This window comes from Streptomyces sp. R302 (assembly GCF_012927245.1).
Classification (GTDB): Bacteria; Actinomycetota; Actinomycetes; order Streptomycetales; family Streptomycetaceae; genus Streptomyces.
The window spans coordinates 77,323-92,854 of record NZ_JABBGE010000010.1; the positions used below are offsets into that span (position 1 = coordinate 77,323).

The 15,532-nt window shown below is 74.8% G+C and carries 14 protein-coding genes; 4 read left to right on the forward strand and 10 right to left on the reverse strand.

Translation table 11 applies throughout. The annotated features are described in order from the left end of the window. Positions 1-52: 52 nt before the first annotated feature. Positions 53-1,279 (forward strand): ROK family protein, encoded by a 1,227-nt coding sequence (locus HHL19_RS28845; protein ID WP_169093304.1) that lies wholly within the window; start codon positions 53-55, stop codon positions 1,277-1,279. A gap of 63 nt (positions 1,280-1,342) precedes the next feature. Continuing rightward, on the forward strand, positions 1,343-2,113 hold the full coding sequence (locus HHL19_RS28850; protein ID WP_169093305.1) for a class I SAM-dependent methyltransferase: 771 nt from the start codon (positions 1,343-1,345) through the stop codon (positions 2,111-2,113). A gap of 21 nt (positions 2,114-2,134) precedes the next feature. Here the strand turns inward: HHL19_RS28850 and HHL19_RS28855 are convergent, their stop codons facing one another. Continuing rightward, positions 2,135-2,725 carry an ATP-binding protein gene (locus HHL19_RS28855; RefSeq protein WP_169093306.1) on the reverse strand — a complete coding sequence of 197 codons (591 nt, stop codon included), beginning with the start codon at positions 2,723-2,725 and terminating at the stop codon, positions 2,135-2,137. A gap of 187 nt (positions 2,726-2,912) precedes the next feature. After that, a complete protein-coding gene (locus HHL19_RS28860) occupies positions 2,913-3,230 on the reverse strand; it encodes a hypothetical protein (RefSeq protein ID WP_169093307.1) in 318 nt (105 codons plus the stop codon). 236 nt (positions 3,231-3,466) lie between these two features. Here HHL19_RS28860 and HHL19_RS28865 point away from each other — a divergent pair, with 236 nt between their 5' ends. After that, a complete protein-coding gene (locus HHL19_RS28865) occupies positions 3,467-4,564 on the forward strand; it encodes a PLP-dependent cysteine synthase family protein (RefSeq protein ID WP_169093454.1) in 1,098 nt (365 codons plus the stop codon). On the opposite strand, the gene HHL19_RS28870 is transcribed toward HHL19_RS28865, so the two are convergent. The 3 genes from HHL19_RS28870 to HHL19_RS28880 form a co-directional block, all read right to left on the reverse strand. Next, the gene (locus tag HHL19_RS28870) at positions 4,524-5,024 is read right to left on the reverse strand and encodes an SRPBCC family protein (RefSeq protein WP_169093308.1); all 501 of its coding nucleotides are present in this window, start codon (positions 5,022-5,024) and stop codon (positions 4,524-4,526) included. The two genes, HHL19_RS28865 and HHL19_RS28870, sit on opposite strands and share 41 nt — an antisense overlap. A 247-nt stretch (positions 5,025-5,271) precedes the next feature. Next, the gene (locus HHL19_RS28875) at positions 5,272-5,724 is read right to left on the reverse strand and encodes an SRPBCC family protein (protein WP_169093309.1); all 453 of its coding nucleotides are present in this window, start codon (positions 5,722-5,724) and stop codon (positions 5,272-5,274) included. Further along, entirely contained in the window at positions 5,721-6,539 is an 819-nt protein-coding gene (locus tag HHL19_RS28880; RefSeq protein WP_169093310.1) for a DeoR/GlpR family DNA-binding transcription regulator, read from the reverse strand. The genes HHL19_RS28875 and HHL19_RS28880 overlap by 4 nt, the downstream gene beginning before the upstream one ends. A gap of 135 nt (positions 6,540-6,674) precedes the next feature. Here HHL19_RS28880 and HHL19_RS28885 point away from each other — a divergent pair, with 135 nt between their 5' ends. Continuing rightward, positions 6,675-9,113, forward strand: coding sequence for a hypothetical protein (locus tag HHL19_RS28885; RefSeq protein ID WP_169093311.1), 2,439 nt, complete (start codon positions 6,675-6,677; stop codon positions 9,111-9,113). On the opposite strand, the gene HHL19_RS28890 is transcribed toward HHL19_RS28885, so the two are convergent. The 5 genes from HHL19_RS28890 to HHL19_RS28910 form a co-directional block, all read right to left on the reverse strand. Further along, a complete protein-coding gene (locus HHL19_RS28890; protein WP_169093312.1) occupies positions 9,083-11,530 on the reverse strand; it encodes a right-handed parallel beta-helix repeat-containing protein in 2,448 nt (815 codons plus the stop codon). The genes HHL19_RS28885 and HHL19_RS28890 overlap by 31 nt on opposite strands. A 329-nt stretch (positions 11,531-11,859) precedes the next feature. Next, positions 11,860-12,468 carry a hypothetical protein gene (locus HHL19_RS28895; RefSeq protein WP_169093313.1) on the reverse strand — a complete coding sequence of 203 codons (609 nt, stop codon included), beginning with the start codon at positions 12,466-12,468 and terminating at the stop codon, positions 11,860-11,862. An 86-nt stretch (positions 12,469-12,554) separates the two neighbouring features. Beyond that, complete coding sequence (locus tag HHL19_RS28900; protein WP_169093314.1) at positions 12,555-13,379, reverse strand: MOSC N-terminal beta barrel domain-containing protein; 825 nt, start codon at positions 13,377-13,379, stop codon at positions 12,555-12,557. Positions 13,380-13,433: 54 nt separating this feature from the next. After that, positions 13,434-13,952: a DUF6643 family protein gene (locus HHL19_RS28905; protein WP_169093315.1), complete on the reverse strand. Its 519-nt coding sequence runs from the start codon at positions 13,950-13,952 to the stop codon at positions 13,434-13,436. Between the two features lie 316 nt (positions 13,953-14,268). Continuing rightward, entirely contained in the window at positions 14,269-15,492 is a 1,224-nt protein-coding gene (locus tag HHL19_RS28910) for a glycosyltransferase (protein WP_169093316.1), read from the reverse strand. Positions 15,493-15,532: the final 40 nt, after the last annotated feature.

The following is a 15,532-nucleotide window of genomic DNA, read 5'->3' on the forward strand; positions in this document are numbered from 1 at the left end:
ACCGGTCCGGCCGGGTCCGGCGGGCGGCCCCGATCATGGCAGACTCGGGCGCATGAACGGCAAGGCGACGACGACGCGTACTCGGCTGGACAGGGGGCGCAGCGCGCTCGGCCCCGCGCTGGAGCTGGTGCACACCGGCCGGGCGCCGACGCGGGCCGTCCTCACCGCCGAGCTGGGCGTCACCCGGGCCACCGCCGGTGCCGTCGCCGCCGAGCTGGAGGCCCTCGGGCTCATCCGGGTCGACTCCAATCCCGGGGCCGCCGCCGGTTCCCAGGGCCGGCCCTCGCACCGGCTCGCCGTCGACGAGAAGGGGCCCGTGGCGCTCGCCGCCCAGGTCCACGCCGACGGTTTCCGGGCCGCGCTGGTCGGCCTCGGCGGCACCCTCGTCGCCACCGTCCCCGGCTCGGTGACGGTCTCGGCCGACCCGGCGCAGGTCCTCGGCGCGGTCGTCGACGCGGGGGCGGCGCTGCTCCGTGAGAGCGGGCGGCGCTGCGTCGGCGCCGGCCTCGCCGTGCCGTCCGCGGTCGCCGAGCCCGAGGGCACCGCGCTCAACCCGCTCCATCTGGCCTGGCCGGCCGGGGCGCCGGTCCGCGAGATCTTCGCCGAGCGGATCCGGTCCGCCGGGATCGAGGGCCCGGCCTTCACCGCCAACGACGTCAACCTCGCCGCGCTCGCCGAGCACCGGCACGGCGCCGGGCGCGGCGCCCGCGACCTGCTGTGCGTGGCGACCGGGCACCGGGGCGTCGGCGGGGCGCTGGTCCTCGACGGGCGTCTGCACACCGGCAGTTCGGGGCTCGCCCTGGAGGTGGGCCACCTGACGGTCAATCCGGAGGGCCGGCCCTGCCACTGCGGCGGCCGCGGCTGCCTGGACGTGGAGACCGACCCGCTGGCCTTCCTCACGGTGGCCGGCCGGGCGCCGGGCCCCGAGGTGTCCCTGCTCCAGCAGGCCCGCGACCTGCTGCGGACGGCGCCGGACGACCCGGGGGTGCGGGTGGCGGTGGAGGAGCTGATCGACCGTCTCGGCCTGGGCCTCGCCGGCCTGGTGAACATCCTCAACCCGGACCGGATCATCCTCGGCGGCCTCCACCGCGAGCTGCTCGACGCCGACCCGGAGCGGCTGCGCGCGGTCGTCGCCGACCGGAGCCTGTGGGGCCGCAGCGGCGGCGTCCCGATCCTCCCCTGCACCCTGGACCACAACAGCCTGGTGGGCGCGGCCGAATTGGCCTGGCAGCCGGTCCTCGACGACCCCCTGACCGCCCTGGCCGGCGCCCCCGCCTGAGCCGAGGGGGCCCACGTAAAAGGAGGTGGGCGTCCGGGGCGCGGGCGGGTAACGTCCCCGTCCATGATCACTTCCGACGCCCCGCTCCCGCCGCGCCTGGGCGCCCTCACCTTCCACGGCCCGCTCTCCGAGGAGCGGGCCGGGCGGCTGGTCCGCCGCATCGCCGACTCCGGTCCGGCCACCGTCCTCGACATCGGCTGCGGCTGGGGCGAGTTGCTGCTGCGGATCCTCGGCGCCGCGCCCGGCGCCCAGGGCATCGGCATCGACATCAACGCCGAGGACCTCGCCCGCGGCCGGGCACTCGCGGCGGAACGCGGCCTCGCCGGCCGCGCCACCTTCGTCGAGGAGTCCGCCCGCGGCAGCGAGCGCGGCCCCGTCGACGCGGTCCTCTGCCTCGGCTCCAGCCAGGCGCTGTGCGACCCGGAGCTGCCGTACGACCCGGCGGAGGTGCTGCGCGAGCTGCGCCGCCTCGTCCGGCCCGGCGGCCTGGTCGTGCTCGGCGAGGGCTTCTGGGAGCGGCCCCCCACCGACGCGGAGCTCGCCGGGATGTGGCCCGGCGCGAGCACCGGCGACCACCTCCCGCTGGGGGAGCTCGTCGACCTGGCGCTCGCGGCGGGGTTCCGCCCGGCGTGGATCGAGACGGCGAGCCGTGACGAGTGGGAGCACTTCGAGTCCGGCTACCGGTACGACACCGAGCTGTGGCTCGCCGCCCACCCGGACCACCCGCTGGCCGCCGAGACCCGCGAGCGGGTCGACCGGCAGCGCTCCGGCTGGCTGAACGGCTACCGGGACGTCCTCGGCATCGCGTACCTGACGCTGGTGGCCACCGCCTGACGCCCGCGTCCGCGCCTGCGCTCAGGCGCGGGCGCCGCTCGCCGCGAGCGCCGGGGCCTCCGCAGGCGTGCCCAGGGGGACGCCCGCGAGCCGGCTGTACGAGACGATCGGGGCGAGCGGCACCGCGTCGAGCCCGAGCCCGAAGCCGAACCCGGCCTCGGCGCCGGCCGCGGCCGGCCCGTCGGAGGGCGGCGGCGCCGTCAGGGTGAACCAGACGACCTTGCCGCTCGCGCCCCGCGGCCGGACGCCCCAGCTGTCGCTGAGCGCCCCGACGATGGCGAGGCCACGGCCGGAGGTGGCGAGCGCGTCCGGCTCGTCCCACAGGTCGAGGAAGGCCGACTCCGTCGCCACCGGTATCCGAGGATCGTTGTCCCGGACCGAGACGGTCAGCCGGTCGAGCAGGAGTTCCAGCTCGACGGTGCACTCCTTGTCGGGCTGCGCATGGCGGTGCACATTGCTCAACAGCTCGGTCACTCCCAGTTGGACGGGATCGACCAAGGCGTCGAGGCGCCAATGGCGCAGATGGGCGGCGACGATCCTGCGGATCTGACCGATCCGCGACGGCAGGGCCTGGAGCTCCACCGCGTAAAACCTGCTCGGCTCGCTGATCACGGCTGCGACTCCCCGAAGTAGTCCTGAAGAACGGAGATTCGGATCTGTCATGCGGTACATCAGGGCGGCGCACTGAGCACAGTGTCACCACCGTTGAACCCTCAGTGAGGTGATTCCAGCGTGAACCAGCCGTCACCCCGCCGCAACCCGCCGCGAGCTTCCCCAGGTCAGCGCCGCGCCGAGCGGGTCACTCGCCGCCGCCGGCCCGCCTGAGCGCGGCGAGGAAACGGCCCGCCTGCTCGGCGTCCCGGGCGTCGTCCTCCCCGGCGGCGTCCATGGTCAGCCGGTAGCGGGTGCCGTTCACCGTCGCCACCGTCTCGTCGCCCTTCGCGAACCACGGGCGGCCCGCCCGTACCGCCTTGACGGGCGCGCTGTCGATCTCGGAGCCGTAACTCGTGAGCAGCGCGAGCCGGCCGTCCTCGATGCGGACCTCCCCGGCCCGGGTCAGCGAGCGCGGCCACCGCTCGATCCGTACGCCCCTGGCAGTGAACTCCGGTTCCGCCATTGCCGCTCCACCCCTTCCGGCTGCCCGTCCCTCCCAGTGTGCCGGGCCGTCGGCCCGCACGCCAGGGGCCCCGCTCAGGTGTTCCCCAAGGCGTTCCTATGGAGCGTCAAAGTGAACGTTTGCCCAGGTCGGAGCGGTATCGTCGGCATTGGGAAGCCGGGTTCCGACCCGGCGGGACAGCGAGGAGAGAACCGTTGAGCACCGCCCCCAGCATCACCCCCCACGCCGGCGAGGCGATGGCCACCGTGGACGTCGACCGCACCGACCCGGCGTACCGCGCCTGGCTGAAGGAGGCCGTCCGCAAGGTCCAGGCCGACGCCAACCGTTCCGCCGACACCCACCTCCTGCGCTTCCCGCTCCCCGAGAAGTGGCGGATCGACCTCTACCTCAAGGACGAGTCCACCCACCCGACCGGCAGCCTCAAGCACCGACTGGCCCGCTCGCTCTTCCTGTACGCGCTCTGCAACGGCTGGATCCGGCCCGGCAAGCCCGTCATCGAGGCGTCCAGCGGCTCGACGGCCGTCTCGGAGGCGTACTTCGCGAAGCTCATCGGCGTCCCCTTCGTCGCCGTGATGCCCCGCACCACCAGCCCCGAGAAGTGCCGGCTCATCGAGTTCCACGGCGGGCAGTGCCACTTCGTCGACGACTCGCGCCGGATGTACGAGGAGGCCGCGGCGCTCGCGACGCGCACCGGCGGCCACTACATGGACCAGTTCACCTACGCCGAACGGGCCACCGACTGGCGCGGCAACAACAACATCGCCGAGTCGATCTACCAGCAGCTCCGCCTGGAGCGGTACCCCGAACCGGCCTGGATCGTGGCCACCGCCGGCACCGGCGGCACCTCCGCCACCATCGCCCGCTACGTCCACTACACGCAGCAGAACACCCGGATCTGCGTCGCCGACCCGGAGAACTCCTGTTTCTTCGACGGCTGGGTGCACCACGACCCCGACGCCACCTCCGACTGCGGCTCCCGCATCGAGGGCATCGGCCGGCCCCGGATGGAGCCCAGCTTCGTGCCCGGAGCCATCGACCGCATGATGAAGGTCCCGGACGCGGCGAGCGTCGCCGCCGTCCGCGCCCTGGAGGGTGCGATCGGACGGAAGGCGGGCGGCTCCACCGGCACCGGCCTGTGGAGCGCCCTCAAGATCGTCGCGGAGATGGTCGCCGAGGAGCGCACCGGGAGCGTCGTCACCCTCCTGTGCGACCCGGGCGACCGCTACCTCGACAAGTACTACTCGGACGCCTGGCTCGCCGAGCAGGGCCTCGACGTCGCCCCGTACGCCGCCGCTATCGAGCGCTTCCTGGCGACGGGCGTCTGGCCGGAGTGAGCCGCCGGTCCAGCGCGGCGGCGGCGCGCCGGAAGGAGAGGTCGAGGCCGGGGGAGGCGAGCCGCAGTCCGGTGCGGAAGGGGGCGGGGCCGTCGGCGGCCATCGTCCAGCGCAGCCGGGTCCCGGAGCCGTCCGGGGCCAGGGCCCACTCCTCGGCCAGCGCGGAGACCGCGGGCGCGTTGGTGAGGTCCACCCGGTAGGCGTAGCGCAGGTCCGGTTCGGAGGCCAGGATCGTCTCCTCGAACCGGATCCCGCCGCGCAGCCGGATCGTCCGGCGCGCCCCGTCGTCGAGCGGGATGGCGGAGGCGACCGGGGTGAACCAGGCGGGCAGGCTGCCCACTTCCACCGCGATCGAGCGGTAGACCGCCGCCGGCGGCGCCTGGAGGGTGGCCTCGAAGGCGAGGCGGACGGGCGCGGTGGCGGTGAAGCCGAGCTCCACCGGCCGCAGTCGGCGTGGCATGGACCGGACCTCCCGGATGAGTGGAAGACGCACCCTAACTGACAGCCTGTCAGCGCGAAAGCCCGTTCGAGGGATATGTGTTGGCGGGGGAACGCCATCGTCCGAAAGATGCCCCCGGCCGGACGGCGGCGCATGCCTCACCGCCCGCCTCCGGAGGTTCCGGAGGCGCACCCTGCACCGCCCGGCACCCCCGCACGGCCCGCCGCCTGGAGGGGCCCGCGGCCCGGAGGCGCCGGCGGCGCACACCTCACCGCCCGGCCCCGGAGGGCGCCTTCAGCAGCCCGTCCACCGCTCTGCCGAACACCACCCGCCCCGCCCGCGCCAGCACCCCGTCGAAGGCGCGCGGCAGTCCGCGTACCGACAGTTCCTCGGTCCACACCACCCGGCTGCCGCCGGCCTCCGGAGCCACCTCGATCTCGGCCCAACCCCGCACCAGGCGCCCGTACTTCTCCAGTCGGCACACTCCGGGCCGGTCCCCGCGCGGCGGCTCCCAGCGGACCACCTCCATCGGATCGTCGAAGCCCAGCGGGCCGAGCCCGGTGCGCGCCGTGAAACGGGTCCCGGCCCGGCTCGGGCCGGACGTCAGGACCGCCGTCCGCGTCAGCGGCACCTGCCGGCCGTGCGCCGGCCAGTCCGTCAGCCGCCGCCACGCCTCCGCCGGAGTCAGCGGCACCGCCCGCACCACCCGGAAGCGGCTCACGCCGCCGTCTCGCCCGCCACCAGCAGCCCCGGCACGTGCTCGGTGACCTCGGCCCGCACCTCCGCCGCCATGCCCCGGTCGGTCACCCAGGTGTCCACCTCGTCGAGGGTCCCGAAGGAACTCAGGCCCACCGTCCCCCACTTGGTGTGGTCCGCGACCACCACCACCCGGCGCGCCGACCGGATCAGGCAGCCGTTCGTCTCCGCCTCCGCGAGGTTCGGCGTCGACAGGCCCGCTTCCACCGACAGGCCGTGCACACCCAGGAAGAGCAGGTCGAAGTGGAGCGAGCGGACCGCCCGGTCCGCCACCGGTCCCACCAGCGCGTCCGACGGCGTCCGCACCCCGCCCGTCAGCACCACCGTCGCCGCCCGCCGGCCCTCGCCGGCCGTCTGGCGCGCCTCGTGGAAGACGTCCGCCACCCGGACCGAGTTCGTCACCACGGTCAGGTCCGGCACGTCCAGGAGCTGCCGTGCCAGCGCGTACGTCGTCGTCCCGCCCGACAGCGCGATCGCCGAACCCGGCAGCACCAGCGACGCCGCCTCCCGGGCGATCTCGTCCTTCGCGCTCGGCTCCAGCACCGACTTCGCCTCGAACCCCGGCTCGTGCGTGCTCGGCTCCGTCACCGGTACGGCCCCGCCGTGCACCTTCGCGACCATGCCCTGCCGGGCCAGCGCGTCCAGGTCGCGGCGGATGGTCATGTCCGAGACGCCGAGCCGCCGGGTCAGTTCGTTGACCCGTACGCCGCCGCGCCGCCGCACCTCGTCGAGGATCAGGGCGCGTCGCTGCTCCGCGAGGAGGTTCTGATTGTCAGTCACCGCCGGGGCCGGTCCTTCCGCAGGAGACGAGGGGATGGCTGTCGGATTCGGTGAGAGACCGTGCGCGGGCACACGGTCGTCCGCGATCCTGGAGCCGACGTCGCATCCTCCCACTCCCGAGAGGAGGACTCCTAAGTGTCCCCTGCCACACCCGCCCCGGAGCACGGGGGCGCGGCGCTCGAACTCCTCGTCCACGGAGTCGGCGGTGCCACCCCCCAGTCCATGCTGGACGACGCCAGGACCGTACGGGTCACCGGCGACGAGACCGCCGCCGTGCACCGGCGCGCCGAGGACCTCGACGCCGAGGCCCATCCCGGGCGGTACGCCGCCCGGCCGGTGCCGGAGGCGTACGTCTGGTCCAACCTCACCTCCGGCGACGGCGCCCGAGCCCTCTGGCTGCTGCTCCTGCCGTTCATGGTGGTCAACCTCGCGCACTGGATGCGGCCGCCCACCGCCGGCCGCCCCGGCCTCCTCCGGCTCTACGGCGTCCTCGTCCGCCTCCTCGCCCTCAGCCTCACCGTGCTGCTCACCGCCGCCGCCTGCGAGGTCGCCCTCGACCTGACGGCCTGGCAGTGCGCCGGCACCGCGGGCTGCGCCGACGGCCGCGCCTGGCTCGGCTTCCTCGCCGCCGACCGGGGCGGCTGGTGGTCGGGGCCCGGCCGCCGGCTCGCCCTCGCCGCCGCCCTCCCGGCCGCCCTCGTCGGGCTCCTCTGGTACCTCTCCCACCGCACCTGGAGCGCGTACGAGGCCCAGCGCCCACCCACCGACGAGACCTTGCCCGGGCCGGTACCACCTGGATCCGAACGGTCTGGATCCGAACGGTCTGGATCCAATCCACCTGGATCCAATCCACCTGGATCCAAACTGTCTGGATCCAAACCACCCGGATCCGTACCGCCCGCCCCCGCGCCGCCCGAGGACCCGCGGCCCGCGCTCGGACGGCCCGGATTCTGGTATGGGAGGCGGCTCGTCGCCCGGCTGCGCGCCGCGCACACCGCCGCAGGGTTCCTCACGGTCGCCGGCGCCCTCGCCGCCGCACCCGCCCGCCACGACACCGGCGGCCTCGCCGCGACCGGACTCGCCCTGCGGGCCGCCCTGCTGGCGGTCGCCGCCGTCGTCCTGTGGTCGGTCTGCGCCCGAGGCCGCAGCGAACGCCGGCTCGACCAGCGCGTCGAGAGCGCCCTCTTCACCCGGCTGCCCGCCGCCGCGCTCGTCCTCCTCGCCCTGACCGCCCTGCACACCGCCGGGGAGCGGCCCGGCTGGAACTCCGCCGGCACCCTCCCCGGGAACGCCGCCTTCGGGGCGCTCACCCTCGCCCAGGGCGGACTCGTCGTCGCCCTCGGCGCCGTCGCCCTGCTGCTCCAGCGGCCCCGCCGCGATCCCCGTACCGCCCTCGCCGGACTCGGAGGACCGGCCACCGCCATGCTGGCCTGCGCCCTCGGCGGGGTCATGTCCGGCGGCGTCGCCCAGTGGGTCGCCGACCGCCTCGGCGACTCCGGCGCACTCGCCGGACCGCCCGTCCTCCTCAGCTGGCAGGCGTCCGTCATCCCCGTGCTGCTCCTGCTGCTGCTCGTGCCCGCCGCCCTCCTCGGCGTCCGGACCCTCCTCGCGACCCGCCGGCTGCGGGCCGCCGTCGAGGCGGACTACGCGGGCGAGCGCCCCGACCCGGTGCGTACCGGCCAGATCGCCACCAGCCGCGCCCGTGCCTCGCTCACCGACTCCGCGCCCGTCCTCATCGGCGTCGTCTCCGGCACCGCGCTGCTGCTCGGCGCCGCCTCCGTCGTCGGGGCCTGGACCAGCGGAGAGGTCCCGGGCAGCGCCTTCTCCGACGCGCACCCGGCGATCGCCGCCCTCGCCGCCACCACCCAGGCGCTCGGCTCCTGGATGATCGGCTTCGGCTTCCTGCTCTTCGTCACCTTGGGCCGCCGCGCCTACCGCGACGCCTCCGCCCGCCGCACCATCGGCATCCTGTGGGACGTCGGCACCTTCTGGCCGCGCGCCGCCCACCCGTTCGCACCGCCCTGCTACGCCGAGCGGGCCGTGCCCGACCTCACCTGGCGGATGAGCTCCTGGACCCGGCACACCGGCGGCCGGCTCGTCATCTCCGGCCACTCCCAGGGCAGCGTCCTCGCCGCCGCGGCCGTCTGGCAGCTGCCGTCCGCGACCCGCGCACGGGTCGCCCTCCTCACGTACGGCTCCCCGCTGGAACGGCTCTACGGCCGCTGGTTCCCCGCCTACTTCGGCCCCGAGGCGCTGCGCGGACTGCACCGCGCCGTGCACTGCTGGACCAATCTGCACCGCGCCACCGACCCCATCGGCGGCCCCGTCCGCGTCCCCGCCGAGGACGGCCGCCCGGCCGTCGACGCGCCGGTGCTGCTCGACCCCGTCGCGTACGGACGCACCCGCGCCCACCCACTGCCCGAACCGGTCCTCGGCCACTCCGACTACCAGGCCGACCCGGCCTTCGCGGCCGGCCGGTCGGCCCTCCTCGACCGGCTCCCGCCCGCCCTGCCCCACCCCCGCGCCCCCGACGAGGCGGCGGATCAGGGGAGTTCGGGAAGGTCCTCCGGATAGAGCAGGGTCAGGTCGTCGGTGCTCGCCTCCGCGAGCACCGCGACCCGGCCCGCGTGCCGCTCGACCATCGACTCGAAGGTCTGCCGCGCCGTCCGCCCGTTGCCGAACGCCGGCCCCTTCGGCAGCTTCCCGAAGTACGTCAGGAGCGCGTCGTCCGCGCCCTCCGCGAGCCGGTACTCGTGCTCGTCCGCCTGCTGCCGCACGATCCGCAGCAGCTCCTCCGGCGTGTAGTCACCGAAACTGATGGTCCGTGAGAAACGGGACGCCACACCGGGGTTGACGGTGAGGAACCGCTCCATCTCGGCCGTGTACCCGGCGACGATCACCACCACCGCGTCCCGGTGGTCCTCCATCAGCTTCACCAGCGTGTCGATCGCCTCGCGCCCGAAGTCCCGCCCCGAGTCCTCCGGCGACAGCGCGTACGCCTCGTCCACGAACAGCACCCCGCCGCGCGCCCGGTCGAACGCCTCCTGGGTGCGGATCGCGGTCGACCCGATGTGCTCGCCGACCAGGTCGACCCGGGAGACCTCCACGAGATGACCGCGCTCCAGGACACCGAGCGAGGCGAGGATCTCGCCGTAGAGGCGGGCGACGGTGGTCTTGCCGGTGCCCGGGTTGCCGGTGAAGACGAGATGGCGGCGGACCGAGGCGGCCTTCAGCCCCGCCTCCTGCCGCTTGCGGCCCACCTCGATCATGTTGGTGAGCGTCCGCACCTCGTGCTTCACGCTGTCCAGACCGACCAGCGCGTCGAGCGCCCCGAGCACATCGTCCGAGGACCTCGGCGCAGGGACCGGAAGGGTGGCCGCGGCGGCCGGCGCGGCGAGCGGGGCCGGGGCGCCGGTACGCGCCGGGGGAGGGCCGCCGAGCAGGCCGGGGGAGTGCTGGGCCGCCGTCAGGAGCGGGGAGGCCGGGGCCGGAGCCGCCGGAACGTGCGCCGGCGGAGTCCGTACGGCGCTCTCGTCGCCGGTGCAGTCCTCCACGACGGGCCCGTCCTCGGGGTACTCGTACCCGCCCCGCGCGCACCGCTCGGTCCGGCAGCGGCGCAGCACCGTCCGGCAGCCGTCCATCACGTGGAAGCCGTAACCGCCGCTGCCCGTGACCCGGCAGCCCAGGAAGGTGCCCCGGCCCTCCGCCGACACGTAGAAACCGGCCTCGGCGGGGGAGGTGACGACACAGCGCTCGACCGTGGGGTCCGCGCCCTTGGTGACGATCACGCCCGTCTGCACCGAGTCCACGGTGCAGTTGGCGAGGGTGCCGCCGCTGCCGTGGTCGCGGAACCACGCCCCGGTGGACGCCTCCTTGATCCGGCAGTCGTCCAGCTGGGCGGTGGCGCCGTCGCTCACCGACACGGCGGTGTTGCGCACCTGTGTGAGGTCGCTGTCCACGACGTCCACCCGGGAGCCCCGGTCGAGTACGAACAGCGCGTCCGGCACGTCGTGCACCCGGCACGCGTCGAGCACGGCGCTCGCCCCGTCGCTCACCCACACCGCCGGGTAGTCGCCGGTGCTGTCGTGGATCTCGCACTGGTGGGCGTCCACGCGCGTGCCCGGGTCCCACACCGACAGGCCGTTGCGCCCGAAGCGCCGCACGGTCGACCGGGTGAGCGTCAGCACCGAACGCGACCGCAGGTCCACGGCGTTCTCCGGCACGTCGTGGATGTCGCAGTCGGAGAGCGTGAGCACGGCGTCGGTGTCCAGGGTGACGCCGTCGGCGGACGTGCGGTGCACGGAGGAGTCCACGAGGTGCGCCGTGGCGCGGCCGGCGATCTGCAGCCCGGCGCCCTTGATCTCGTACACCTCGCAGCCGATGCCCTCCAGGCCGCTGCCCTCGCCGGTGACGGCGATCCCGGCGCCGGAGGCGTGGTGCACCCGGCACCGTTCGAGCCGGGGGTGCGCCCCGCCGCGCACGGCCACCCCGGCCTGCCCGGCCGCGACGACCTCGCACTCCTCGAAGACCCCGCCCGCGCCGTCGACGGCCGCGATGCCGACCCCCGCCGGATTGTCGACGGTGCAGCGCCTGGCCGTCGGCCTGGCCTGCCCGCGCACCTCGATCCCGGCGGCCGAACGGGTCATGATCCGCAGGTCGAGCAGTTCCGGCGTGCCGTCCTCGACGAGCAGCGCCGGCGCCGCCACGTCCTGGCCCTCGATGTGCAGATCCCGCACGATCGCCGACGCGCGCAGCGTCAGCGGCACCCCGTCAGGCGGCGCGATCCGCACCGGCCCCGCCCCGTCCTCCGGCCCCCGCAGCGTCACCGCCCGGGTCACCACGAGGTTCTCGCGGTACGTGCCGGGCGCGACGGTGAGGACGTCGCCGTCACCGGCCGCCTCCAGCGCGGCGGCGAGGGAGGCGTACTCGCCCGTGCGGCGCCGCCACCGCGACGTGCCGGTGTGCGTCACCTGGACCGTGCCCTGTGCCATGGGTGTGCTCTGCCCCCGCCTCGTGCCGTCGACGCTGAACCGGATCCAGGATCCGATGCATTGGATCCGACGTAACGGATCCTGGATCCAATGCCATGGATCCTGGATCCAATAGAACGGATCCTGGATCCGACCTACGGGATCCGATGTACGGGATCCGACCTCCTGGATCCGGCGTACTGGATCCAATGTGCCGGATCCCCTGTGGTGGATCCGGTATCCGGGATCGTGGACCCGATGCCCCACCGTAGCGCGCGCGGCCGCGCGGGGTTGACGGGTCGTCGAGCCACACCCTTACGGGGCACGGAACCCCTGCTTCCGGGGCGGGGTCAGCTGCCGGTGCCGGTTCGGCCCCAGTCGGGGCCGACCGACGCCCAGGCGCGGTCGAGGCGCGCGTACCGCCGGCAGCGGAGGCGTCGCATGACCAGTCGCCGGACCAGTTCGACGCCGACGGCGGTGAGGACGGCCGTCATCAGGCCGACGAGGACCGCGTGGGCGCGGGCCGTGTCGCGGGCCAGGGGCGCGGTGACGGGACGGCCGTCCCGGTCGGTCCAGAGGGAGAAGGCGTCGCCGGGCGCGGAACTGGCCCGGGAGGTGGTGACGGTGCCCGTGCGGGAGGTGCCGTCGGGGGCGGTCCATCGGGCCACGACCGCGCGCCGGAAGCGCTGTTCGGCGGCCTGTTCGTGCGAGGCGGCGCCGCCCGGCGACTTCGGGGCGGGCCGGAGCACATGGGCCGTGGTCTCCACGCGCCCCTGCTGCTGGGCGTGGACCGCGCGCTGGAGCGAGTGCTGCGCGGCGGCTCCGGCCGCCCAGCCGGCCGCGGGCACCGCCAGGCACAGTGCGAGGGCGGCGATGAGCGCCACCCACACCTCGACCAGGTCCGTCGTGCGGCGCAGGGGATTGTGCCGCCAGCGCCAGAGTCCGGTGACTGCGCGCATGTGCCGAACCCCCTCGTTCGTCGGTCCTCCGACGAGTCTGCCCTCGGGGCGCGCGGTTCGCCTGTCGAGCGGGGCGGGGTCGGCGGTCAGTCGAGGATCTTCACCGGATCGCCGACGCGGACGGTGCCGCGGTGTTCGGGGACGAGGTTCTGACCGAAGACGAGCCTGCCGTTCAGCTTGCGGTGTCGGCCGAGGGTCCGCAGCGGCTCCTTGCCGCGCGCGGTGGTCGTCTGGTCGGTGGTGGTCACCACGCACCGCCCGCACGGCTTGGCGACCCGGAAGGTCACCTCGCCCACGGCGAGCCGGGTCCAGCCGTCCTCCGCCCACGCCTCGGTGCCGTCGACGACGAGGTTCGGCCGGAAGCGGCTCATGGGCAGCGGGCCCTCGTGGGCGTGGTCGCCCTCGCCGATCAGTCTGTTGAGGGCGTCGAGGGAGGCGCTGGAGGTGACGAGCAGCGGGTAGCCGTCGGCGAGGCTGACGGTCTCGCCGGGGAGCGCGTACGCCGGGTCGATCGGGCGCCGGTGCTCGGGCGCGTCCAGGTGGACCAGGCGCGCGTCGGTCTCCAGGTGGGCGGAGAACCAGGCGGCGGCCGGCGCGCCGGCGGGCACCGTCTCCACGTCCTTGTCGAAGAGGTCCACCGTCAGCGTGGCCGAGGGCTCGGGTACGGGGACCACCAGCGGTTCGCGTCCGGGCGCGGTCAGTCGCAGGCCGCCGTCCGGGAGGGGTTCGGCGGCGGCGAGGGCGAGCCGGGGGTGACGGCGCTGGGTCATGACGGTGCCGGTGGCGTCGACGACCGCCCAGCGGCGGTCGTGCGCGAGGCCCCAGGGCTGCACCTCCGCCTCCGCGCGGTCGAGCGCGCGCAGGGCCTTGACGGGATGGACGTGGACGGAGCGGAGGACGGGATCAGCCATGGGCCCATCCTGCCAGCCGCTCCGTCCCCGCCGGGATCGGGGTCGCGCGTCCCGTCAGTAACCGCCGCCCTGGTAGGGGCGGTTGTACGGGTCGTGGTACTGCGCGGGGGCCGGGACCGGCGCCGGAGCGGGGCGCGGGGCGGCGGGCCGCATCGCCTCGTAGCCGGTGGCGGCCGGCCGGGCCGGCTGCGGGACCGGTCCGCCCGGGTAGCCGCGCGGCGGCGCGGGCTGCTGCGGGATGTACGGCGTCGGGGCGGGCTGGAGCGGCGCGGGCGCCGCCATCTGCGGGGCCGGCTGCGGATATCCGTAACCGCCGCCGCCGAGGTAGCCGGGCGCCGGCTGGGGGGAAGGCGCCGAGGGGAGGGCGGGCAGGGCCGCCGGGAGCGCCGGCAGGTAGGAGCCGGTCGGCGCGGGCGTCGGATAGCCGACGGGGGCCTCGTACGCGGCGGGCACTCGGATCGGGGCGATCTGAGGCGTGCCCCGCTCCGCGACCAGGGAGTCGTAGATAGGGGTGTCCGGGAAGGACGGCGCGGTGTGGTAACCGCCTCCATAGCTGGAGCGGGGGGAGGTCATGGCACATAAGTTAAGCCCACGATCTGCCGATTGGGGAGCCTGCTCAACGCCTTCTTTGACGGGCTTCTGGCGGCCGTGGATCCCCAACCAGAGCGAACTCGTAGAAAACGGGCATGCCGCTGTTTCATGATCGCGTAAAACCCGAGTTGAGAGGGGGTTACCGCCGGGTCGGACCGCAAGGGGCCGACGGCTCCACCCGGTATGAAGAACGGATAAAGAAAAGGCGGCCGGAGGGAGTGGGAGAAGTGATCTTGGGTAAGTCGAAACGTCAATCCGATGCCGAACGGCGAGATGTACACACGCCGAATTCGCCGCGTTACTCCCCGTGGCGGGGAGTGAATTCCCCGCCTCCCGTCGCCGTCCGGCCCCCGGAGTAGACCCGGCCCTTCCACGCCCCGCCCCGCCCGCGGTAGTGCCGCACCGCCGAATCCACCGTCATCAGCAGATAGAGGAAGGCGGTGAACGGCAGCAGCGGCGCCGTCCACACCGGCTGACGGTAGTGGCGCAGCATCGGTACGTACGTCCCCGTCATCACCGCCCAGGCCGCCCCGCCCGCCCACGCCGCCGGCGCGTCCCCCGAGACCAGCCCCGCCACGCACGCGGCCGGCGGCACCAGATAGACGAGCGCGAGCCCGACGACCGTCCCGAGCAGCAGCGGCGGGCTGTAGCGCAGCTGGGCGTACGCGCTCCGCGTCACCATCCGCCACAGTTCCCCGAGCCCCGGATACGGGCGCACCGATGCGACCCGCTCGGCCAGCCCCAGCCAGATCCGGCCGCCGGCCGCCCGCACCGCCCGCGCCAGCGACACGTCGTCGATCACCGCCGTACGGATCGCGTCCGGCACCCCGGCCGCCACCGCCGTCTCCGTCCGCAGCAGCACGCACCCCCCGGCCGCCGCCGTCGCCCGCGGCCGGGCCGCGTTGATCCAGCGGAAGGGGTAGAGCTGGGCGAAGAAGTAGACGAAGGCCGGGACCACGAGGCGCTCCCAGAAGTTCGTCACCCGCAGCCGGGCCATCTGCGAGACCAGGTCCCGGTCGTCGTCCCGCGCCGCGGCCACCAGGCGCCGCAGGCTGTCGGGTTCGTGGGCGATGTCCGCGTCCGTGAGGAGCAGGAACTCCGGCCCACGCGCGCGTGCCAGCGCCATCCCGTGCCGCAGCGCCCACAGCTTCCCCGTCCACCCCGGTCCGGGCTCGCCCGGCGACACCACCGTGAGCGGCAGCCCGTCGTGCCGCGCGGCCAGCTCGGCGGCCACCCGTCCCGTCCCGTCCGTACTGCCGTCGTCCACCAGGATCACCTCGGCCCGGCCCGGATAGTCCTGGGCCAGCAGCGACGGCAGGCTCAGCGGCAGCACCCCCGCCTCGTCCCGCGCGGGCACCACCACCACGACGCCGGGCCACGCCCCCGCCCCCACGCGCGCGTGGCCCGCGCCGGGGCCGGGCTTCGGCAGGCGCTGGTCCGTGCGCCAGAAGAAGCCCTGGCCGAGCAGGAGCCAGACCCAGACGGCCAGCGAGACGGAAGCGAACCAGGCAAGCGTGCTCATTTGCCGCAGTCTGCCCCAGAACGGCGGGCAGTCGGGGCCC

What these genes read in the sequence shown, in the direction of transcription:
- HHL19_RS28845 (WP_169093304.1), top strand. Translation starts at nt 53, where the DNA reads ATGAACGGCAAGGCGACGACGACGCGTACTCGGCTGGACAGGGGGCGC.
- HHL19_RS28850 (WP_169093305.1), top strand. Translation starts at nt 1,343, where the DNA reads ATGATCACTTCCGACGCCCCGCTCCCGCCGCGCCTGGGCGCCCTCACC.
- HHL19_RS28860 (WP_169093307.1), bottom strand. Translation starts at nt 3,230, where the DNA reads ATGGCGGAACCGGAGTTCACTGCCAGGGGCGTACGGATCGAGCGGTGG.
- HHL19_RS28865 (WP_169093454.1), top strand. Translation starts at nt 3,467, where the DNA reads ATGGCCACCGTGGACGTCGACCGCACCGACCCGGCGTACCGCGCCTGG.
- HHL19_RS28870 (WP_169093308.1), bottom strand. Translation starts at nt 5,024, where the DNA reads ATGCCACGCCGACTGCGGCCGGTGGAGCTCGGCTTCACCGCCACCGCG.
- HHL19_RS28890 (WP_169093312.1), bottom strand. Translation starts at nt 11,530, where the DNA reads ATGGCACAGGGCACGGTCCAGGTGACGCACACCGGCACGTCGCGGTGG.
- HHL19_RS28895 (WP_169093313.1), bottom strand. Translation starts at nt 12,468, where the DNA reads ATGCGCGCAGTCACCGGACTCTGGCGCTGGCGGCACAATCCCCTGCGC.
- HHL19_RS28900 (WP_169093314.1), bottom strand. Translation starts at nt 13,379, where the DNA reads ATGGCTGATCCCGTCCTCCGCTCCGTCCACGTCCATCCCGTCAAGGCC.
- HHL19_RS28905 (WP_169093315.1), bottom strand. Translation starts at nt 13,952, where the DNA reads ATGACCTCCCCCCGCTCCAGCTATGGAGGCGGTTACCACACCGCGCCG.
- HHL19_RS28910 (WP_169093316.1), bottom strand. Translation starts at nt 15,492, where the DNA reads ATGAGCACGCTTGCCTGGTTCGCTTCCGTCTCGCTGGCCGTCTGGGTC.